Raw genomic sequence first — 21034 nt, 5'->3', positions numbered from 1 at the left:
GGAACGAGGCGAAGCCTCCTCGCGGAGCTTCCTATCGTTGCGCCGTCCCCCTTGCATCGTCACCCCACAGATCGAAGGCGAGATCATGTCGTCCCTCCTCCACCGCGCCGGGATCCTCTTGGCCGTCGTCAGCGCAAGCACGCTGGCGTTGACCGCCTGCTCCGCGCCCGGCGAGACCGCCGATAACAGCTCCATCGTCTACGCGACAGGCAAGGACATCTCGTGCCTGGACCCCCACGTCGGCGGTGACATGCCGCAGGCGAGTATCGCGGCGCAATACCTCGACTCCCTGGTGTCGCAAGATGCGCAGGGCAACATCCACCCGTGGCTCGCGACTTCCTGGGAAGTGTCGCCGGACGCTCTCACGTGGACATTCCATCTGCGAGACGATGTGACGTTCACCGATGGAACGCCCTTCGACGCCTCAGCCGTGAAAGCGAACCTCGACCACATGGTCGACCCGGCGACACAGTCGGGTACGGCCGGGGGCTACCTGAAGCCGTATGAGAGCACCCAGGTAGTGGATGACACGACTGCCGTGGTGACGCTGAACCGTCCGTACGCCGCGTTCTTGGAGGTTCTCGCTCAGCCGTTCCTCGGTATCGAGTCGCCCACCGCGCTCGCTCGGCCGCAGGAGGAGAACTGCGCCTCGCCGGTCGGCTCCGGCCCCTTCAAGATCGTTTCGTACACGCCCCAGCAGGAGGTCGTGCTGGAGCGCAACGACGAGTACAACAGCGCTCCGCCGTATGCCGAGCACAGCGGCCCCGCGTCCATCGCGAAGATCACCTGGCGCATCATTCCGGAGAACGCCAGCCGATACGGCTCGCTGCGCACCGGGGACGTCGACGTGATCGACTCGCTCCCGCCCGAGAATACGGAGGAAGCCTCGGGAGACCCGAACGTCGTAGTCAGCCGCTACGAGCGCCCGGGCAACCCGACCTCGCTGCAGCTCAATGTGACCCGCGCGCCCTTTGACGATCTGTCGGTGCGACAGGCCTTCCTGCTGTCCGCAGATGCTCGCACGAGCATCGACAGCGTGTTCCTCGGCACCGCGACATACGTAGGTGGCCCGCTGAGTTCGGTCACTCCTTTCTACTCGCCGGACTTCGAACACGTCTACGACCTCGACCTCGACAGAGCCAATGCGCTCCTCGATGCGGCCGGCTGGACCGCGCGAGATAGCGACGGCTATCGCACCAGGAACGGCCAGCGACTGAGCATCTCTTACCCGTACACAGCCGCCGACAACCCTGCCGCTCTCACAGATCTGATCACCCAGATACAGGCGAACGTCAAGAAGGCGGGCTTCCACCTCGATGTGCAGCAGGCCGACTCGGCGACCACGACGAAACGCAGCAGCACCTTTGACTACGACCTGCGTACGCAGTACTGGAACACCAATACCCCCGATGTGCTGCGAATCGTGTTCTCGACGGAGTACCTGCAATCCTCGGGCTGGGTGCCGAACGGCTCGGGCTACAGCAACCCTCAGCTCGACGAGATTCTGAACGATGCGCTCGCGACGACGACGGTCGACCAGCGCCGGTCTCTGTACGACGACGCCCAGAAGATCATCAGCGATGCCGCCCTGCAGGTGACGTTGTACGCGCAGAGCACCGATCTCGCGAGCCGGAAGGATGCGGTCTCGAACGTCGTCGTCGAGCCGTCGCTGTCGCTGCCATACCTCTACGACGCGCAGGTGGTCGGCTGATGACCGGGGTCCGGGCCGTGGTCTCGCTTGTACGCGGGACCACGGCCTCCCGTTCAACCGGTGTACCCGAGTCCGTGTCCGGAATCACAAGCGGCCGCACCTGGCTCCGCCGCGTGCTCGTGCGGACCCTCGGGTCGGTGCTCGTGGTCTGGGCCGCTGTGTCGCTCGCGTTCCTCGCGCTCAAGCTCATCCCCGGCGACCCCGTGCTGACGATCCTCGGCGGCCCCGGGTCCGCGCCGAGCGAGGCGACGATCGAAGCCGCGCGCGTGCAGTACGGGCTCGATCAACCCGTCGTCGTGCAGTACCTGAACTACCTGGGGGACATTCTGCACGGCGACCTCGGGATGTCGTACGTGAAGAAGTCGCCCGTCATCACCTATCTGCTGCCGCAAGTGGGACCGACGCTCCAGCTCACGATCGCGTCCATCGTCGCCGCATGGACCCTGGCGCTGCTTCTCGCACTGTTCACCGTCCGGCGCGGGCGGTTGGCTGATGCAATCGGTCGGGGAGTGGAGGTCGTGTTCGCCGCGATCCCCCCTTTCTGGATCGCGCTCGTGCTGCTCGTGGTGTTCGCGTTCACGCTGCGCTGGGTGCCGCCATCCGGGTCGGACCCGCGAACGATCGTCTTGCCGGCGCTCGCAATGGCGATTCCCCTCGCCGGATTCCTCGCTCAGGTGACGCGTGAGGCCCTCGACGACGCCCTGGCCCAACCATTCGTGCTCACTGCACGCGCGCGAGGGGCGGGGGAGTGGCGGGTCCGCGTCGTGCACGGTCTCCGGCACGCACTCCTCCCTGCAATCAGCCTGTCCGGCTGGGCGGTCGGTTCGCTCATCAGTGGCGCCGTGGTCGCCGAGGTGATCTTCGCTCGACAGGGACTCGGCCGCAGCCTCGTGGATGCGATCGTCGCGCGCGACTCCCCGATTGTCGTTGCAGTGGTGCTCTTCATCAGCCTTGTGTATGTCGTCGTCAATCTCGGTGTCGACGTAGCGTCGCGCATCGTCGACCCCCGCATCGTACGGACGGAGTCGGAATGACCACCCCCACATCCCCTCTCGACGATCGCGCGGCTGTCGCGGCGTTCGTCGACCGCGGCGGGATCGTCGCCCGGTTGCGCGGAGTACCGGTCGGCGTCGTGATCGCGACCCTCTTCCTGCTGACGCTCGCCGCGAGCGCGCTCTGGCCATCGCTCCTGCAGCCACACGACCCGTTCGCTGTCGAGGCGGCCAGAAATCTGCAGGCACCGACCAGCGACCACCTCTTCGGCACGGACCAGATCGGGCGCGACGTCTTCTCCCGGGTGTGGTCGAAGGTGCCGGTCAGTCGCTCGCCGTCGGCCTGGGTGCGACCGTCGTCGGGCTCGGCGTCGGAGCGCTCCTCGGCGTGACCGCCGCGGTGGCCGGGGGCCGGGTGGATGCCGTGATCTCCCGCGTCGTGGAGGTGATGTTCGCGTTCCCGAGTCTGTTGCTCGCCCTCATCTTCATCGCAATCGCGGGGCCGGGCCTCGCCACCGTCGTCGCCGCCGTCGGTCTGGGCTCCGCGCCAGGGTACGCGCGCATTCTGCGCGTGCAGACGCTTCAGGTGCTGTCGTCCGGATACGTCGAGGCGAACGTGGGCCTGGGCCTCACGCCCGCTCGGATCCTCGGCCGGACGATTCTGCCGAACGTCGCCCGACCACTGCTCGCGTTGGCCACTCTCGGCGTCGGTCAGGCCATTGTGTGGGCTTCGGCCCTCAGCTTCCTTGGGCTCGGGGCGGCGCCGCCCGCCGCTGAGTGGGGCACGATGCTCTCCGACGGGCGCAACTACATCCAACTCGCCTGGTGGATCGCCGTTTTCCCAGGGATCGCTATCTCGGCGAGCGCGCTCGCCACGAGCGTTGTCGGCCGTTACGTCCAGCGCCGTGTGGAAGGGAAGGTTTGATCGTGCCCACATCTGAGGTGCACACCGACATCTACGTGGCCGCCACGGCGTCCGCTCCGGTCGAGCTCATCCGCGTCGAGGGGCTCGATATCGCCTTCCAGACTCCGCGGGGAATCGTTCCCGTCGTCCACGATGTCTCGCTCCGCCTCCAGGCGGGTCGAACGCTCGCGCTCGTCGGCGAGTCGGGCTCCGGTAAGACCGTGACAGCACGCAGCTTGATCGGCCTCAACGGAGCGGACGCCCGGGTGACCGCCACCCGCCGCGATGTGCTCGGCCGGGATGCGAGAGCCCTCGGCGAACGCGACTGGCGCCGGATCCGTGGGCACGAAGTCGGTTACGTCCTCCAGGACGCACTCGTCTCTCTCGACCCGCTGCGCCCGATCGGTCGCGAGATCGGGGAGGTGCTGAAGCTGCATCGGTTCGGCGGACCCCGGGCTCGCCGCGAGAGGATCATCGAGGCGCTCGGCCGCGCCGGCGTTCCCGACCCGGAGTTCCGCCGTCGGCAACGGCCAGGGGAGCTGTCAGGAGGTCTGCGTCAGAGAGCCCTCATCGCGCAGGCGATCGCTCTGCAGCCTCGACTGCTCATCGCCGATGAGCCGACGACAGCACTCGACGTCACCGTCCAGGCGCAGGTCCTCGACCTGCTCGACGCCCTCACGCACGCCGGGACCGGCATAGTCCTCATCTCCCATGACCTCGCCGTCGTCAGTCGAGTCGCCGATGAGATCGCCGTTATGCAACATGGCCGGATCGTCGAGTCCGGCACGACGGAGCAGGTGCTGCTCGATCCGCAGCATGCGTACACGAAGCGGCTGCTCGCGGCGGTGCCGGGCGCGCACCCGAAGGGGTCTCGGCTTTCCGATGCTCCGGTCGCGCGCGTCCAATCGCGGAGGGAGCGCGCAGATCGACTCGATTCGGTCGCGCCGGGCATCGCTGCGAGCGGCTTGATCAAGGAGTACCGCGGACCCGACGGTACACGTCGGCGTGTCGTAGACGACGTGTCGTTCACCGTACGGTCCGGGACCACCTTGGGGATCGTCGGCGAGTCCGGGTCGGGGAAGTCGACCGTCGCGCGTATCGTCCTCGGCCTCGTCGCGCCGGACGCGGGCACCGTGGAACTGGGCGGCTTGCCCTGGGTGCCGGGCCGCGAGCGCGACCGTCGCACTCTTCGGCCCGAGGTCCAGCTGGTGAATCAAGACCCACTGAGTTCGTTCGATCCCCGCCACACGGTGCGACGCATCCTGCTGAACGCTCTCGAGGCCGGCGGGACCCCGCGCGCAGAACGGACAGCGCGCGCGATCGAACTGCTCGACCAGGTAGGCCTTCCCGCCGCGACCGGGCCCCGCCGCCCGATCACCCTGTCCGGCGGACAGCGTCAGCGCGTCGCGATCGCCCGCGCTCTCGCACTGCAGCCTCGCATCCTCGTACTGGACGAGCCGGTATCGGCCTTGGACGTCTCGATCCAGGCGCAAGTGCTCGACCTTCTGGCGGACCTGCAGCGTGAGCTGACGCGGAGCTACCTGTTCATCAGCCACGATCTCGGTGTCGTGCGCCACATCGCCGACGATGTACTGGTCTTCAAGGACGGCCGCGTCGTGGAGCGCGGCAGCGTGGAATGCGTCTTCCGCGACCCTCAGCACGACTACACCCGTCAGCTGCTCGCGTCGGTCGTCGACCTGCCGCGGCGCTCTCAGTAAGGACTCTGCACCATGGGTAGCGAACTCATTCTGAACGGGTTCGAGATGAACACCGTCAGCCACATCAACCACGGGCTGTGGGTGCATCCCGACAACCGCCGGCACCAGTACACCGATCTCGAGTACTGGACCGAGACGGCTCAGTTGCTCGAGCGCGGTTTGTTCGACGCCATGTTCATCGCCGATGTCGTCGGCACCTACGATGTGTACGGCGGAAGCCGAGATGCGGCCGTCGAGCGCGGCATCCAGATCCCCAACAACGATCCGTTCCTCATCGTGCCGGCCATGGCGGCCGTGACGCGGCATCTGGCTTTCGCGGTGACGGCTTCGACGACGTACGAGCCGCCGTTCGGCAATGCGCGCCGGTTCTCGACTCTCGATCACCTGACGAAGGGCCGCGTCGCGTGGAACGTGGTCACCGGTTATCTGCCGGACGCGGCGCGCAACTTCGGGTTGCGCGAGCAGGTCCGGCACGACGACCGTTACGAGCTCGCGGAGGAGTTCCTGGACGTTTTGTACAAGCTCTGGGAGGGCTCGTGGGAAGCGGATGCCGTCGAGCGTGACCGTGCCGCGGCACGCTACACCGATCCGCGCAAGGTGCATGAGATCGGACACGTCGGAAAGTACTTCACCGTCGACGGGCCGCACCTGTCCGAACCGAGTCCGCAACGCACACCCGTGATCTACCAGGCCGGCAGTTCAGGCCGCGGGAAGGAGTTCGCCGCGCGCAACGCGGAGGGCGTCTTCGTGTCTGCGCAGACGCTCGCGGGTGTGGCGGCCAATGTCCGTGAGATCCGCGACCGTGCTGAGGAGATCGGTCGCGGTCGCCATGCGGTGAGAGCCTTCGCGGGGCTCAATCTGATCATCGGGGAGACAGAGGCCGAGGCCCGGCTCAAGAAGGAGGAGCTGCTCGGGTTGCGCGACATCGAGGGGTACCTCGTGCATTTCGGCGGTGGCACGGGTATCGATGTCGCAGCACTCGCGCCCGGCCAGGTTCTGCAGTACTCCCGCCGTGGGCATATCGAGTCGTACGAGAAGGAGATCACGAGCCTCGAGAGCAGCGACACCGGTCGGACGATCGTCGAGCGATTCGCGTTCCCCGAGCGCGACGAATTCTTCGTGAGCGGTACGGCCGCGCAGGTCGCCGACCGCGTCGAGGAGATCGCCGAGGCGACCGGCGTCGACGTGGTTCAACGTCGTCCAGTACGTGTCGCCGGGGACGTTCGCGGACGTCGTCGATCTGCTCGTGCCGGAGCTTCAGCGTCGAGGACGCTACCGCACCGCTTACCCGCCGGGGTCCCTTCGGGAGCGCTTGTTCGGCGCGGGTCCGCTGCTCCCCGAGACGCACCCGGCCGCCGCGTACCGGGGTGCGTTCCGCTCCACGGATCCATCAGTGAGCGCGGGAACGACCACACCGATGACCGCGGCTCGATCCGCAGAAGGGGCGAACGCATGAGTGTCGTCGCCGACGAATCTCGCTACGCAGCTCTGGCCGAGCGATACCGGCCGATCTTCGCCCGGATCGCCGAGGGGGCGACCGCCCGTGAACGCGATCGGCGTCTCCCGTTCGATGAGATCGAACTCTTGCGTGCGGAGGGGTTCGGCGCGGTAGCCATTCCCGTCGCGTCCGGCGGCGCAGGGGCCACCGTGGTCGAATTGTTCCGACTCCTCATCGAGCTCGGCGAAGCGGACTCCAACCTGCCGCAGCTTCTCCGTGCGCACGTTTCGGCAGTCGAGGGGTGGGTGAGTCGACCGCATGACCCGCGGAGGGAAGTGTGGCTCGCGCGGGTGGTTGACGGGGCGCTGCTCGGCAACGCGACGAGCGAACGTTCCTCGGCCGGAGTCGGCGCATTCAACACGCGCGTGCGGCGCACCTCCGACGGACTCCGCCTCGATGGCGCGAAGCACTACAGCACCGGCTCGCTGTTCGCGGACTGGATTTGGGTCGCCGCGCTGGATGACGACGACAAGCAGGTCAGCGTCATCGTGAACGCTCGTGCCGACGGGGTGGACCGGAGAGACGACTGGGACGGCTTCGGGCAGCGAGTGACGGGCAGCGGGACGACGACGTTCGCGAACGTCGCCGTCGATCCAGCCGACCTGACGCCGATCGTTGCTGCGCCGACGCACACGACCGCGTTCCTCCAGCTCGTCCTCCTCGCCGCCCTCGTCGGAGTCGGGCGTGCTGCGCTTCGGGATGCCGTCGGCTTCGTGCGCACCCGCACGCGCGTGTACAGCCAGGGACTCGCCGACCAGGCCGCGGACGATCCGCTCGTGCAGCAGGTCGTCGGTCGGATCGCCGGACTCGTGTACGCAGCAGAAGCGACCACGCTTGCCGCGGCCCGGGTCGTGCAGGCCGCGCACGAGGCGGTGGCGAGCGACGCGCCGGATGCCGCCGACCACGTTCGACTCGCTGAACTCGCCGCCGTTCAGGCGCAGTCCACAGTGACCGATGCCGTGCTGACGGCGACGACGAGTCTGTTCGAGGTGGGTGGCGCGTCTGCGACGAGCGAAGCGCGAAGGCTCGATCGGCATTGGCGTAATGCGCGCACGCTCTCATCGCACAACCCCGTCGTGTACCAGCAGCGCGCGGTCGGAGCCGAGCTGTTGCGCGGAGACGGACTCCTGTATTCCTGGCACATCGGTGAGGGCCGCCGGGAGCGATGACCCGCCTGGGCCCCCATCTGTTCCGCGGCCGCAGGAACGCTCGCGGAGCTGCCCGGCGAGCGGAGATTGACGTTCTGCTGGGAGGGGATGGTGCGCATCGCGACGGGCACCGACTGGTCCGCCCTAGACGCGTTCCATGCGCGCCTGGGTAGTGTCGCCGACAGCCCGGTCGTGACGCGCAAGCCTGCAGGCGGCGGTGGCGATCGGCGACGGCACTCGTGCAGGACTGGATTCGCTCGGGCGGGAATGACGGATTCCCCGCGAGCACGCTGATGCCCACGCCGCTAGTGTGTCGCAATGGACATGCGAGTCGCGGCGTACTCCGTCATCACCGACGACGCCGATCGCTTGCTGCTCGCGCACTGGGTCGAGGGTCGTCGTTCGGCGTGGACGCTGCCGGGTGGAGGGTTGGAGCCCGGAGAAGACCCGGAGCACGCCGCTCGCCGCGAAGCCCAGGAAGAGAGCGGATACTGGATCGCCATCGACGAGCTGCTCGGCATCCATTCGCGGGTCATCCCGGCCGCCTCGCGTCTTGACGTTGATGCGGCGGTACCCCTGCGCACCCTCCGAATCGTCTATCGCGCACACGTCGTCGGCGGACGACTGCGTCACGAGATGGACGGGTCCACGGATCGAGCGGTGTGGTTCACGATGCCGGCGGTGCGCAAACTGCGCCGCGTGCAACTCGTCGACATCGCGCTGCGAATGGCGAGACTCCCCGCGTCGACTGGTGTCGACGCGGCGCGTTGATTCTCCGAGTGCTCGTCGATCGCGAGTTCCCGCCATCCGCGGCTCCCCGGGTGGACGGCATCACCCCCGGTCGGCGCTGATGTCCGCGACGACGGCGCCGTAGGCGGCGATCAGGTCGTCGGCGTCGACGAAGAGGCTGTAGCCGTGTGCGCCGGCGCCCATCGCGATCCGGGTGCCCACGATTCGTTCATCCGCGTATACGGGCCAGGCGGTGCTGCTGCCGATGGGCACGATCGTGCCGCGCTCGTACCCCGTCGCCGCCCGCGCCAGCTCGGGCTCCGGCAGGCGGAGCTTGTTCACGCCCACGAGGGCTCGGAGCTTCGGCCAGGAGATCGCCCGATCGCCGGGGATGAGTGCGAAGAGATACGTGTCGTCGGAACGCTTCACGACGAGCGTCTTCACGATGGATGCCGACGGGATCCCGAGCAGTTCGGCGGCCTCGTCGACGCTGGACGCCTCGGGACGTTCACGCACATCGACAGAGAGGCCGCGCTCGCGCGCGGCCTCTCGGACTCTCGTGGTGGGGTCGCTCACGCGTCCGGCGCGCGCAGCGGGTCGTCGGCCACCCACAGCTCGTCGTCGGCGCGCAGGGTCTGCCACGCGGCGTACGCGACACCGGCGGCTGCGACGACGCCGAGGATGATGGCGATGACGCCGCCGGCGCCGATGCCCTCTTTCTGCGACGGGAGCTTCTTGGCGAGGCGCTTGGTGGCCTGCTTGCCGTACTTCTCGGCCCGCTTGGCGTACTTGTGGGTGTCGAGCTCGAAGCCCTTGCCCTTGGCGAGGCGGTCACGTGTATCGCCCGCGGCATCCCAGACAGACAGAGCTCCGCCCACGACGGCGCCGGCAGCCGGGACCACCTTGTGGCTGAGGAAGCGGTTCGTGCCCTTGACGGTCTTGTCGACGTACGGCGCGGCGTACTTGCCGTAGCCGTCCTGCACGGCGGGGACGAGGTCTTCGCGGCTGAAGCGACCGAGCTGGTGGCCGGCTTCGCGAGCGACCTTCCCGCTCTCGCCCAGCAGCACCTGCTGCGACTCCCACACCTTGGCGGCGTGCTTCTGGAGCTTGCGCAGTTCCTTCTTGCTCTTGCGGCTGAGGCCCACGGCTGATCCTCCCTATCGATGGGATGTACGTTGCGTTCATCTTGCCAGAACGGGCCGCCCGGCCCGCCGACCCTTGCAGATAACTCTGAGAGAATGTACCCATGGCACACCACACCGCCGTCGCGACCCTGCACACCAACCACGGCGACATCGTCGTCAACCTGTTCGGAGACCACGCTCCCCGGACGGTCCGCAACTTCATCGGCCTCTCCGACGGGACGCAGGAGTGGACCAACCCGGCCACCGGCGCCAAGGGCGAGGGTCCCCTGTACACCGACGTCATCTTCCACCGGATCATCCCCAACTTCATGATCCAGGGCGGCGACCCCCTCGGACAGGGCATCGGCGGCCCCGGTTACACGTTCAACGACGAGATCAGCCCCGAGCTCGACTTCACCGCGCCCTACAAGCTCGCCATGGCCAATGCCGGTCTGCGTCGCAACGCGATCACCGGTCAGGCGGAGGGGACGAACGGTTCCCAGTTCTTCATCACGACCGACCCCACCCCGTGGCTGCAGGGCAAGCACACCATCTTCGGCGAGGTCGCCGATGACGCCTCGAAGGCCGTGGTCGACGCGATCGCGTCGGTCCCCACCGCCGCCGGCGACCGTCCGATCGAGCCCGTGGTGCTCCAGTCGGTCGACGTCGTCTCGGTCTGACTCTCCGGGCGGCGGCGGGTGTCCACCACTGAGGAGTTCCGGCGCAACAGCGACAACTTCTGCTACCGGCATCCGGATCGGCAGAGCTTCGTCCTGTGCCAGCGGTGCATGCGCACCGTCTGCTCGGAATGCCGCACCCCCGCCGCCGTCGGCGTCATCTGCCCGGAGTGCATGGCGCAGCAGCAGGCGGCGCAGACGCCCGCCCAGAAGAAGGCGGAACGTCGCTGGGCGTCACGGTCGATGACGGTGGTCGCCACGGGTCGCCCGCGGGTGACGCTCGCGATCGTCGCCATCACCGGGCTCGTGTACATCATCGGTCTGATCCCCGGGCTCGGAGGGATCGTCTCCAGCCTTCTGGCGTTCAACAGCTACTTCGTGCTGCCCCAGGCCGGCGTCTTCCAGCCGTGGCGCCTCTTCACCGTCGCGCTCGTGCACGACGGCTTCTTCCACGTCGCCCTCAACATGGCGGCTCTCTGGTTCATCGGTCGCAGCCTCGAGCCACTGCTCGGGCGCGGCCGTTTCCTCGCGCTCTACCTCTTGGGCACCCTCGGCGGCTCGGTCGCTGTGACGCTGCTCGCGCCGGGAGTGTGGACGGTCGGGGCATCGGGAGCGATCTTCGCCCTCTTCGGCGCGCTGCTCGTGATCGGCCGCCACATCGGCGCGGACATCCGGGTGATCGGCATCCTCATCGCCGTCAACTTCGCGTGGCCGTTCGTCCTCGCCGCCATCAACGCCATCGGTTCGGGAGACTTCATCGCCTCCCTCACCGCGGTGGGGATCTCGTGGCAGGCGCATCTGGGGGGCCTGGCGGCCGGGGCGCTCGTGGGCCTGGTCTACGCGCGTACGCGGGCGGCGTCGCAACGAGGCGTGCAGATCGGCCTTCTCGTCGGGTTGGGCATCGCGCTGATCGCGCTTCTCGCGATCCCGGCCTTCACCCTCGGGTAGGAGTTATCCACAGCCCCGTCCACAAGTGGGGATGAATTACACGCGTGTAAGTCAGCGCCACCGGGTAGTCATCAGGAAGCCGACAAAGGCGATGCCGAAGCCGATCACGAGGTTCCAGGCGCCGATACCGGGAATGGGGAAAGTTGAGTTGCTCAGGTAGAACACCAGGACCCACACCAGGCCGATCAGCATGAGACCGATCATGATGGGCAGGAACCACACCGGGTTCGGAGCCGCGTTGCCGTCGTTGCGTTCAGCGATCGGGTCGTCGCCCTTGCCAGTTCGAGCCATGGGCCACAGTCTAATGCTCAGGTGTCGCCGAACCCACGGAACTAGACTGCACCCCGTGCACACCGACACGCAGCCGCAGACCCGTCGCGCCCGGCGCGCGGCGTCCGAGACCGCGCCGGCACCCGCACCCGCGCGCCGTCGGGGTGTGTCGGTGATCGGCGTCATCGGCGACCTGCTCGTCACGGCCGGAGTCGTCGTGCTGCTCTTCGTGGTGTGGCAGTTGTGGATCGGCGATGCCATCATCGGGGCGCAGTTCAAGGACCAGGGCAAGGAGTTGAGCGAGCAGTGGGCGGCGGATCCCGTCCCCCCGCTTCCGAGCGCATCCGCCGCGCCGGCCGAGCCCGGCCAGCCCGCCGGGCCGGCGACGGCCGACCCGCCCGCCCTCGAGCAGCCGGCGGATGCCGAACGCTTCGGCGTGGTGCACATCCCGCGTCTGGGACCCGATTACCACTTCACCGTCGCAGGAGGGGTCAGTGCTTCACGCACGCTCGACCCGATCGGCCTCGGGCATTACCCCGATACCGCGATGCCGGGCGGAGTCGGCAACTTCGCCATCGCCGGCCACCGCGGAAGCCACGGGGCGCCCTTCGCCGACCTGCCCTCGCTGCGCGTCGGTGATGCCGTCGTGATCGAAATGCAGGAGGGCTGGTTCACGTACCGGTTCCGCAACCTCGAGTACGTCCGTCCCGACGGTGTGGACGTGCTGCTGCCGCTCCCGCAACAGCCCCAGGTCGAGGCGACCGACCGCGTCATCACCATGACGACCTGCAGCCCTCGCTACGGTTTTTCCGAGCGGGCCATCGCCTACGGCGTCTTCGAATCGTTCACACCGCGCACCGACGCGGGCCCGCCGCTTTCCCTCACCACCGGAGTCGCCTGATGTACGGAGCCCTCTGGCGAGTCCTGCCCGGTCCGTGGTGGGTGCGCCTCTTGATCGTCCTCGTGCTGCTCGCTGCGGTGCTCTACGGACTCTTCTTCTACGTCTTCCCCTGGGTGAGCGACATCGTCTATCCCCAGGAGGTCACGGTCGAGTGAGGGCGTGGCGCGTCGCGGTCGTCGACAACCGCGACAGCTTCGTCCACACCCTCGCCGGCTACGTCCGCGACCTGGGAGCGGAAACCGTGATGCGCCCGGCGGACGAGCCGGAACTTCCCGGCCGCATCGTTCGCGACGTCGATGCCATCCTCATCTCCCCCGGCCCCGGTCACCCCGACGACGCCGGTTCCTCGGTCGAGGTCGTGCGAGCCGCATACGCGGAGGGCGTTCCCGTCCTCGGCGTCTGCCTGGGCCACCAGGCCATCGCGACGGCGTTCGGCGCGAAAGTGGGACACGCTCCGGAGCTGCTGCACGGCATCACGAGTGTCATCCGTCATAGCGGCGCGGGCGTGTTCCACGATCTCCCCGACGGGTTCATCGCCACGCGATACCACTCGCTCGCCGTCGACCCGGCATCGCTTCCTGCCGACCTCGAAGTGACGGCCCGGACCGAGGGGGGAGTCATCATGGGCCTCCGGCACCGCGCCGCGCCCATCGAGGGCGTCCAGTTCCACCCGGAGAGCGTGCTCACCGAGGGTGGGCACCTTCTGCTCGGCCGTTGGCTCGAGGACGCGGGGCTGCCCGGTGCCAGGAAGCGCGGCGCCCTGCTTCACCCGCGTGGGGTCAGGAACCCGTGCACACCGTCAGCGTGATCTCGCTGTGGACGGGCACCTCGCCCGGTGCCAGCGATTGCGTCGCAACCGTCGGGGGCGTCGTGGCGCGGCATCCGGGGTCGTCCTGCGTCCGGACGGTCAACTGCTTCTCTTCGGACTCCAGCTCGCGCCGGGCGGCATCGACGGTGTATCCGGTGAAGTCGACGATCACGACCTGACCGCTGGCGACGATGAGGTTGACCGTCGTGCCCTTCGCGACAGCCGTACCCGACTCGAGAGAGGACGAGATGACCGTCCCTTCGGCGAGGGCCGGGTCGTTCTGCCGACGGATCGACCCGACCGACAGTCCGGCCCCTTCGATCGCCGAGCGCGCCTCGTTCTCGTTGATGCCTTCGAGGGTCGGAACCGTTGCGGTGTCCGGTCCGGTGGAGACGTAGAGAGTGACCTTCTGGCCGGCCGCGACGGTCGTGCCCGCCTCGGGAACGGTGCTGACCACGTTGCCGGCGGCGATGTTCTCGTCGGGTTGGTTCACGCGCGCCGTGGTCAATTGCTGACCCACCAGCGTCTCCGCCGCGCGGTCGTACGACATGTCGACGACGTTCGGCACGCTGAGAGACGCCGTCGGTACCTCCCGGGCCGGCTGGATCTGCATCACCCAGATGAGCACGGCCACCAGCAGCACGGCGAGCACACTGACGCCGGCCCAGATCCAGGCCACGGGGGGCCCGGCCTGCGTGCGGCGCATCGTCGTGTCCGTGCTGAGCTGCCGGAGCGAGCGCGCGGTCTCGGCCGCCTGCCGCGGGTTGGGCCCGTACAGCTCATTCGACAGTGCCGACATCTGCCGCTTGGTGGGCGCCTTGCCGTCGATCGTCTCGTCGAGGGCCTCGCGGAAGCTCGCGGCATCCTGTGGACGCTGGAACGGGTCTTTGGCGAGGGCGCGCAGCACGACGGCATCCAGCGCTCGAGGGATCGAATCGTCGATCTCGCTCGGCGGGAGCGGGGCTTCGCTGACGTGCTGATAGGCGACAGCCACGGGGGTATCGCCGCGGAACGGCGGTCGCCCTGTGAGGAGTTCGTATAGGACGACGCCGGTGGAGTACAGGTCGGCCCGGGCGTCGACCGACTCGCCCTTGGCCTGCTCGGGCGAGAAGTAGGCGGCGGTACCGACGATCGCGGTGGTCTCCGCCACCGTCGACGACGAGTCGGACACCGCGCGGGCGATGCCGAAGTCCATGACCTTCACCCGGCCGGAGTCGGTGATCATGACGTTGCCGGGCTTGATGTCGCGGTGCACGACCCCGGCGCGGTGCGAATACTCGAGGGCTTCGAGGATGCCGTCGACGTAGCGCAGTGCATCGTCGGTCGGCACGTTGCCCTGGGAGATGACGTCCTTCAGCAGACGACCCTGAACGAGCTCCATCACGATGTACGGAACGGGATGCTCGACCCCGTCGACGCCGACCTCGGCGTCCTCGCCCGCGTCGAACACACGCACGATGGTGGGGTGCGCCATGCGCGAGGCCGCCTGCGCTTCGAGGCGGAAGCGCGTGCGGAAGGCGGCGTCGCCGGCGAGGTCCGATTTCAGGATCTTGATGGCCACCGTGCGGCCGAGCGTCTCGTCGTACCCGCGGTAGACGCTCGCCATGCCGCCGCGACCGATGAGGTCGTCGACGCGGTAGCGCCCGGACAGGACGCGCGTCTCAGTGGTCACGAAAGAAGCTCCTGGGCGTGAAGGGGGCGATCAGTTGGTCGGCGACGGGGTCGGGCTCGTGGTCGGGCTCGGGCTCGCGCCCCCCGTGATCGACGCCGACGCCTCGCCGGACGGCCCGGCCTGACGGTCGCCGATGCCCGAGCAGCTGACCGTGTAGGTCACCCGCAGGGTCTGGCCGGCGGAGTTGCTCACCTTGAGCGCGGCGTTGCGCGCCTCGGGCTTGAAGGATGCCGTCGACTGCCCGTTCGTGTTGAACGTGCCGTTCGTCGCGGTGAAGTTGTACGAGGTCACCGAGCCGGTTCCCGACGGGCACGTGTACTGCTGCCACGCGACCTGGATGTCGCTTCCGGCCGAGACCGACGAGCCGGGCAGAGTCGGCGTGCCAGGCGTCTCAAGAGGAGTCTCGTCGCCGTAGTACCGGACCGTGATGGTGGTGCCCGCATCGACACGTCCGGTCGGGTTCACGTCGTAGATGAGTCCCACGTCGTCCGCCGAGGTGGCCGCATTGCCCACCTGGCAGTCGGCCACGAGGTCGTTGTCTTCCAGAATGGCCCGGGCGTCGTCGCAGGTCTTGCCCTGCAGTCCGAGCGACGAGACCTCGACGCGCTGAGACGTCGGTGTCGGCGTCGGTGTCGCGGACGTCTGGGACGGCGTCGGCGTCGCGGTGGGAGTCGGGCTCGACGGCGCGGGCGTGGGCTCGTCCTGGTTCGAGAGCAGATTGAAGAGCGTGACCGCCAGCACGAGGGCGAGCAGGGCGATGAGCGCGACGAGCGGCCACGTCCAGCGCGACCGCTTCTTCTGCGGGGCCTGATCTTCTTCGATGTGCTCCTCGGTCACGAGCGACGTGGCCGCGGCGGGCGTGGGCATGAGCCGCGTTGCGGCGGCCGTCTGACCCGCGGTCAGCAACTGCGTGGCCTCGTCGACGGCGGCGGCACCTGCGGCGACGGCCGGCACGGCGGCGGCGGCGGCGGCGAGGTCACCGCGACGGAGGGCCGTGGCGGCGCGGGAGACGGCGGCCGATGACGCCGGCCGATCCTCCGGCTTCTTGGCGATCATGGCCATGACGAGGTTCTGCACCGGCACCGGGACGGTGGCGGGCAGGGGCGCGGGCTGCTCGTTGATCTGCGCCATCGCGATGGCGACCTGCGACTCGCCCGTGAAGGGACGCTTGCCGGCGAGGCACTCGTACGCGACGATGCCCAGCGAGTACGTGTCGGTGGCCGGCGACGCCGGGTGACCCGATGCCTGCTCGGGCGACAGGTACTGCACGGTGCCCATGACCTGCCCGGTGGCGGTCAGGGGCACCTGGTCGGCGATGCGGGCGATGCCGAAGTCGGTGATCTTGACGCGTCCATCGGGCGTGATCAGCAGGTTTCCCGGCTTGATGTCGCGGTGGACGAGCCCGGCGGCGTGCGCGGCCTGAAGAGCGGCGGCCGTCTGGGCGACGATGTCGAGGGTCTTGTCAGTGGAGAGCGACCCGTCGCGTTCGAGGATGGTCGACAGGGCTTCGCCGGGCACGAGCTCCATGACGAGGAAGGCGCTGCCGTCTTCCTCGCCGTAGTCGAACACGCTCGCGATGCCCTCGTGGTTGACGAGGGCCGCGTGCCGGGCCTCGGCGCGGAAACGCTCGAGGAAGCCGGGGTCGCCCATGTATTCGTCTTTGAGGATCTTGATGGCGACGGTACGTCCGATGACGTGGTCGGTCGCTTCCCAGACCTCGCCCATGCCGCCGATCGCGATCCGCGAATCCAGCTCGTACCGCCCGCCGAAGGTCACACCCTGTGTCGGTCTCATCGCCCCAGCACCGCCTCCATGACCTTCTTCGCTATCGGGGCGGCGATCTCGTTGCCGCTCCCGTTCTGCCCCTGGCCACCACCGTTCTCGACGACCACGGCGACGGCGACCCGGGGGTCTTCCGCCGGCGCGAAGCCGGTGAACCAGAGAGTGTAGGGACGGGAATCGTTCTCCGCGGTGCCGGTCTTACCCGCCACCTGGACCCCGTCTATTCTTGCATTCGATGCCGCGCCGTCCTGGACGTTCGCCGTCATCATGGTGACCATCTGTGCCGCGGTCGACGACTCGAGAGCCCGACCGAATTCGGTGCTGGTGCCCTCGCTTGCGACCGACAGGTCGGGCCGGATCACGCGGTCCACCATCCGCGGGTTCATCACGACGCCGTCGTTCGCGATACCCGCCGACACCATCGCCATCTGCAGCGGCGTTGCGCGCACGTCGCCCTGACCGAAGCCGCTCAGAGCGGTCTGGGGCGCGTTGGGCGTGGCCGGATAGGTGGATGCCGTCGACCGCAGCGGGATCGAGAACTCGCTGTTGAAGCCGTACTTCTCGGCTTCCGCGCGAATGGCGTCGTCGCCGAGTTCGACCGCGAGCTCTGCGAAGGGGATGTTGCAGCTCAAGCGCAACGCGGTCGCGATGGTCACGGTGTCGCCGCCGCCGCATGACCCCCCTCCGGCGTTGCTGACGACGTTGGTCGACTCGGGCAGCGTGTACGCCGAGACATTGGGGAACGTGGAGTCGGGCGTGTAGCGGCCGGATGCGAGGGCCGCTGAGGCCACCACGAGCTTGAACGTCGAGCCCGGAGGGTTGAGGTCGCCCTCGATGGCGCGGTTGTCGAGCGGTTTGGCCGCGTCGGCGACGAGCTGGTCGTATGCGGCGTTCACGGCATCCGTGTCGTGGGACGCGAGGGTGTTCGTGTCGAAGCTGGGCTTGGACACCATGGCGAGGATGCGGCCGGTCGAGGGCTCGATCGCGACGACGGCGCCCTGCTGGTCGCCGAGTGCGTCCCACGCGGCCCGCTGTACGTCCGCGTCGAGCGAGAGCTCGACGTTGGCGCCGCGCGGCAATTGACCGGTCGCGGCGCGTTCGATGCGCGAGAAGTAGTCGGCGTTGTCCGATCCGCTGAGCACGCCGTTCTCGGTCGCCTCGATGCGCGTCCGCGAATCGAGCACCGGGTTCACCCACCCCGTCACGGGCGCCCACATCTCGGCATCCGTGTACTGGCGCTGCCAGCTGTACACGTCGTTCGAGGGGACCGAGGAGGCGATCACCGTACCGCTGGCGATGATCGAACCGCGCTGCACCTCGTAGGAGTCGTACAGGGCGCGGGTGTTCCCCGCGGTGTTGGTCAGGGCGCCGGCCTGCACGACCTGGATGATGCTCGTCGAGGTGAACAGCGCCAGGAACATCGCCAGCATGACGATGCTGAGGCGTCGGAGCTCGGTGGTCACGGTGCCTCCTCCCTCATCGGGGCGTCGGTGAGCAGGGGGTGGCGCATCAGCCGATCACCACCCGGGGGCGACTGCGGACGGCGTCGGAGATGCGCAGAAGGAACGCCACGATGATCCAGTTCGCGATGAGCGACGACCCTCCGGCGGCCAGGAAGGGGGTGGTCAGGCCCGTCAGGGGGATGACCCGGGTGACACCGCCGACCATGATGAACACCTGCAGCGCGATGGTGAACGAGAAGCCCGTGGCGAGCAACTTGCCGAAGTCGTCCTGGCCGGCGAGCCCGATCCGGATGCCGCGGCTGGTGAACACCATGTAGAGCGCGAGTATTGCGAACAGGCCCACGAGGCCGAGCTCCTCGCCCAGGCTGGGCACGATGTAGTCGCTCTGCGACAGCGGCGTGATGTACGGACGCCCCTGCCCGAGCCCGGTGCCGAAGAGGCCGCCGTGCGAGAGCCCGAAGATGCCCTGGACCAGCTGATAGCTGCCGCCGTCGCGGTCGATGACCTCCGGGTCGAACGCCCCCAGCCAGTTGGCGAAGCGGCCCTGGACGTAGGGCAGCACGCGAGAGGCCAGGAAGGCACCGGTCGCGACGAGGATCAGACCGATCAGGACCCAGCTCGTCTTGCCGGTGGCGACGTAGAGCATCGCGACGAACATGCCGAAGATGAGCAGCCCGGTGCCGAGGTCGCGCTGGAGCACGATGATGCCCAGCGAGACGAGCCAGATGATGAGCACCGGACCGAGTTCGCGGGCGCGCGGCCACGTCATGAAGAGGAAGCGCGTGCCGGTGGAGGTGAGGCTCTCGCGAGTGCGCACGAGGTAGCCGGCGAAGAAGATCGCCAGGCAGATCTTCGCGAGCTCGCCCGGCTGGAACGACACGAAGCCGAGCGATACCCAGACGTCGGCGTTCTGATCGGTGCCCAGACCCGGCACGAACGGCAGGAGCAGGAGAAGGATACCGACGAGACCGAAGAGATAGGTGTAGCGGAACAGCACGCGGTAGTTGCGGACGAAGATCAGCACCGCGAGCGCGGCGATCATCGCGATGACGGCCCACGCGATCTGGCGGTTGCCCGTGGCATCCCAGCCGGTGAGGCGCTCGGCGAGGTCGATCCGGTAGATCATCGCGATACCCAGACCCGTCAGGACGGTGGCGATGGGCAGCACGAACGGATCGGCGTCGCGGGCACGCAGGCGGAGCACGACGTGCATGACGAGGGCGAGCACCGCGGGAACGGCGGCGAGGATGAGGAAGCCCGTCTCCACCGCACCGGTCGCGCCGAGCTGCACGAGCGAAACCGCCGCGCCGTAGACGGCGATGGCGAACACGAGCAGTCCCAGCTCGCGGTTGCGCTGCGTCGCCGGGACGCGGATCTTCTTCAAGGCCCGCATGACGGCGGTGTCGGTGGAGACGTCCTCCGTCGACCGGGTGAGCTTCTGATTCGTCATCCGCTGACCTCCTCCGCGGGGCGCAGACGATCCACGATGCGCTGGGCGTCGGCGAGGGAGCTCGCCGAGATCGTGGTCTCGACCGTCTGCCGGTCGAACTCCGACAGCTCGTCGAGGGTGACGTCGGTGTCTTCGTAGACCGTCGAGAGCGAGAGCGGACCGATGGACTGCTGGATGCCCCGGTAGATCACGACCGAGTCGTCGTCGGTGCCGACGTAGTACCGCGACTGCGTCCACGTGTATCCGCCGTACAGGCCGAGTCCGAGTCCGACGAGCACGATGATCAGTGCGGCGAGCCAGCCCAGGCGGCGGCGGCGCGCGCGGCGCCGGTCTTCTTCGATGAGTTCCTCGAGGAACTCCGCGGCGGGCTCGAAGTGCGTCGGCTCGTTGGCGACCTGACGCGCGTGGTGCAGCCAGCCGGCGCGGCCCGTGCGGGCGGCCGGGACGACGACACCGCGAGGATTGGATGCCGAGCCGACGATCGTCGGGGTACCGATGAAGACGGGATGCTGGCCCCCCACGTCGACGAGCACCACGGTGACGTTGTCGGGGGCACCGCCGTCGAGCGCCTGCTTCAGCAACGCGTCGGCCGTGCGCGCCGGAGGCATGCCCAGCGCGAGGGTCTTGGCCGTGTGGTCGTCGTCGACGACACCCGACAGTCCGTCGGAGCACAGCAGCCAACGGTCGCCGTCCTGCGTCGGCATGATGAAGCTGTCGACTTCGGGGTCGGGGTCCATGTCGCCGAGCACGCGCATGAGCACGGAGCGACGCGGGTGATAACGCGCTTCTTCCGGAGTGATGCGGCCGGAGTCCACCAGCCGCTGCACGAAGGTGTGGTCGGCGGTGATCTGGGTGAGCGTGTCGTCGCGGTAGAGGTAGATCCGCGAGTCACCGATGTGGCCGATCACGGCGTAGTCGTCGACCATCACGAGCGCGCTGACCGTGGTGCCCATGCCCGCGAGCTCGGGACGACTCGCGACGGTGTCGATCAACTCGGTCGCCGTGTCGGCGAGGGCCTCGCGAATGGCGTGTTCGGCTTCGGTGGGCGAGCGGAACGGCTGGTCGAGTTCGGTGAGGCGACCGATGGCCAGGCTCGAAGCCACGTCGCCGCCCGCGTGACCGCCCATGCCGTCGGCGACCACGAAGAGGTTGGACCCGGCGTAACCGGAGTCCTGGTTGTTGGAGCGCACCTTGCCCGTGTGGGAGATGGCCGCGCTCGAGCCCTGGAAGACCATGGAG

General features: G+C 68.3%; 20 protein-coding genes. 12 read left to right on the top strand and 8 right to left on the bottom strand.

Annotated elements, in window-relative coordinates:
• The first annotated feature begins 85 nt into the window (after window positions 1-85).
• The 7 genes from QE392_RS03505 to QE392_RS03475 all read left to right on the top strand — a co-directional run bounded on the left by QE392_RS03505 (window position 86) and on the right by QE392_RS03475 (window position 8742).
• A complete protein-coding gene (locus QE392_RS03505; RefSeq protein WP_307447977.1) occupies window positions 86-1711 on the top strand; it encodes an ABC transporter substrate-binding protein in 1626 nt (541 codons plus the stop codon).
• A 74-nt stretch (window positions 1712-1785) separates the two neighbouring features.
• Entirely contained in the window at window positions 1786-2745 is a 960-nt protein-coding gene (locus QE392_RS03500) for an ABC transporter permease (protein ID WP_307447974.1), read from the top strand.
• Window positions 2742-3095, top strand: coding sequence for a hypothetical protein (locus QE392_RS03495; protein WP_307447971.1), 354 nt, complete (start codon window positions 2742-2744; stop codon window positions 3093-3095). The genes QE392_RS03500 and QE392_RS03495 overlap by 4 nt, the downstream gene beginning before the upstream one ends.
• Window positions 3092-3628 carry an ABC transporter permease gene (locus tag QE392_RS03490; protein WP_307447968.1) on the top strand — a complete coding sequence of 179 codons (537 nt, stop codon included), beginning with the start codon at window positions 3092-3094 and terminating at the stop codon, window positions 3626-3628. Before QE392_RS03495 ends, QE392_RS03490 begins: the two co-directional genes overlap by 4 nt.
• Window positions 3629-3630: 2 nt before the next feature.
• A complete protein-coding gene (locus QE392_RS03485; RefSeq protein ID WP_307447965.1) occupies window positions 3631-5325 on the top strand; it encodes a dipeptide ABC transporter ATP-binding protein in 1695 nt (564 codons plus the stop codon).
• Between the two features lie 12 nt (window positions 5326-5337).
• Entirely contained in the window at window positions 5338-7992 is a 2655-nt protein-coding gene (locus tag QE392_RS03480) for an NtaA/DmoA family FMN-dependent monooxygenase (RefSeq protein WP_307447959.1), read from the top strand.
• 297 nt (window positions 7993-8289) lie between these two features.
• The gene (locus tag QE392_RS03475; protein WP_307447956.1) at window positions 8290-8742 is read left to right on the top strand and encodes an NUDIX hydrolase; all 453 of its coding nucleotides are present in this window, start codon (window positions 8290-8292) and stop codon (window positions 8740-8742) included.
• A 60-nt stretch (window positions 8743-8802) separates the two neighbouring features.
• On the opposite strand, the gene QE392_RS03470 is transcribed toward QE392_RS03475, so the two are convergent.
• The gene (locus tag QE392_RS03470; protein WP_307447953.1) at window positions 8803-9276 is read right to left on the bottom strand and encodes an aminoacyl-tRNA deacylase; all 474 of its coding nucleotides are present in this window, start codon (window positions 9274-9276) and stop codon (window positions 8803-8805) included.
• Window positions 9273-9845 (bottom strand): DNA helicase, encoded by a 573-nt coding sequence (locus tag QE392_RS03465; protein ID WP_307447950.1) that lies wholly within the window; start codon window positions 9843-9845, stop codon window positions 9273-9275. Before QE392_RS03465 ends, QE392_RS03470 begins: the two co-directional genes overlap by 4 nt.
• Before the next feature lie 101 nt (window positions 9846-9946).
• Here QE392_RS03465 and QE392_RS03460 point away from each other — a divergent pair, with 101 nt between their 5' ends.
• Entirely contained in the window at window positions 9947-10504 is a 558-nt protein-coding gene (locus QE392_RS03460) for a peptidylprolyl isomerase (RefSeq protein WP_307447947.1), read from the top strand.
• Between the two features lie 18 nt (window positions 10505-10522).
• Window positions 10523-11449: a rhomboid family intramembrane serine protease gene (locus QE392_RS03455; protein ID WP_307447945.1), complete on the top strand. Its 927-nt coding sequence runs from the start codon at window positions 10523-10525 to the stop codon at window positions 11447-11449.
• A gap of 51 nt (window positions 11450-11500) precedes the next feature.
• Here QE392_RS03455 and QE392_RS03450 read toward each other — a convergent pair whose 3' ends face one another.
• Window positions 11501-11740 carry a cell division protein CrgA gene (locus tag QE392_RS03450; protein WP_307447942.1) on the bottom strand — a complete coding sequence of 80 codons (240 nt, stop codon included), beginning with the start codon at window positions 11738-11740 and terminating at the stop codon, window positions 11501-11503.
• A gap of 55 nt (window positions 11741-11795) precedes the next feature.
• Between QE392_RS03450 and QE392_RS03445 the strand changes: the two genes are divergently transcribed.
• Genes QE392_RS03445 through QE392_RS03435 form a run of 3 tightly spaced genes read left to right on the top strand, consistent with a single transcriptional unit; the run spans window position 11796 to window position 13428 of the window.
• The gene (locus QE392_RS03445; RefSeq protein ID WP_307447939.1) at window positions 11796-12620 is read left to right on the top strand and encodes a class E sortase; all 825 of its coding nucleotides are present in this window, start codon (window positions 11796-11798) and stop codon (window positions 12618-12620) included.
• A complete protein-coding gene (locus tag QE392_RS03440; RefSeq protein ID WP_256334149.1) occupies window positions 12620-12775 on the top strand; it encodes a hypothetical protein in 156 nt (51 codons plus the stop codon). Before QE392_RS03445 ends, QE392_RS03440 begins: the two co-directional genes overlap by 1 nt.
• Window positions 12772-13428, top strand: a complete 657-nt coding sequence (locus QE392_RS03435) for an anthranilate synthase component II (protein WP_307447933.1) — start codon at window positions 12772-12774, stop codon at window positions 13426-13428. The genes QE392_RS03440 and QE392_RS03435 overlap by 4 nt, the downstream gene beginning before the upstream one ends.
• On the opposite strand, the gene pknB is transcribed toward QE392_RS03435, so the two are convergent.
• From pknB to QE392_RS03410, 5 genes are read right to left on the bottom strand one after another with little or no spacing between them, the layout of a single operon-like run.
• Entirely contained in the window at window positions 13400-15100 is a 1701-nt protein-coding gene (gene pknB / locus QE392_RS03430; protein ID WP_307447930.1) for a Stk1 family PASTA domain-containing Ser/Thr kinase, read from the bottom strand. The two genes, QE392_RS03435 and pknB, sit on opposite strands and share 29 nt — an antisense overlap.
• A gap of 30 nt (window positions 15101-15130) precedes the next feature.
• Window positions 15131-16894, bottom strand: coding sequence for a serine/threonine-protein kinase (locus tag QE392_RS03425; protein WP_307447927.1), 1764 nt, complete (start codon window positions 16892-16894; stop codon window positions 15131-15133).
• Window positions 16891-18345: a peptidoglycan D,D-transpeptidase FtsI family protein gene (locus QE392_RS03420; protein WP_307447924.1), complete on the bottom strand. Its 1455-nt coding sequence runs from the start codon at window positions 18343-18345 to the stop codon at window positions 16891-16893. The genes QE392_RS03425 and QE392_RS03420 overlap by 4 nt, the downstream gene beginning before the upstream one ends.
• Before the next feature lie 46 nt (window positions 18346-18391).
• Window positions 18392-19795: an FtsW/RodA/SpoVE family cell cycle protein gene (locus tag QE392_RS03415; protein ID WP_307447921.1), complete on the bottom strand. Its 1404-nt coding sequence runs from the start codon at window positions 19793-19795 to the stop codon at window positions 18392-18394.
• Entirely contained in the window at window positions 19792-21030 is a 1239-nt protein-coding gene (locus tag QE392_RS03410; RefSeq protein WP_307447918.1) for a PP2C family protein-serine/threonine phosphatase, read from the bottom strand. The genes QE392_RS03415 and QE392_RS03410 overlap by 4 nt, the downstream gene beginning before the upstream one ends.
• Window positions 21031-21034: the final 4 nt, after the last annotated feature.

Origin of the sequence: Microbacterium proteolyticum (assembly GCF_030818075.1) — a bacterium.
Classification (GTDB): Bacteria; Actinomycetota; Actinomycetes; order Actinomycetales; family Microbacteriaceae; genus Microbacterium; species Microbacterium proteolyticum_A.
The sequence above is the reverse complement of the archived record's forward strand: the minus strand, read 5'-3'. Positions and strand labels throughout refer to the sequence as shown.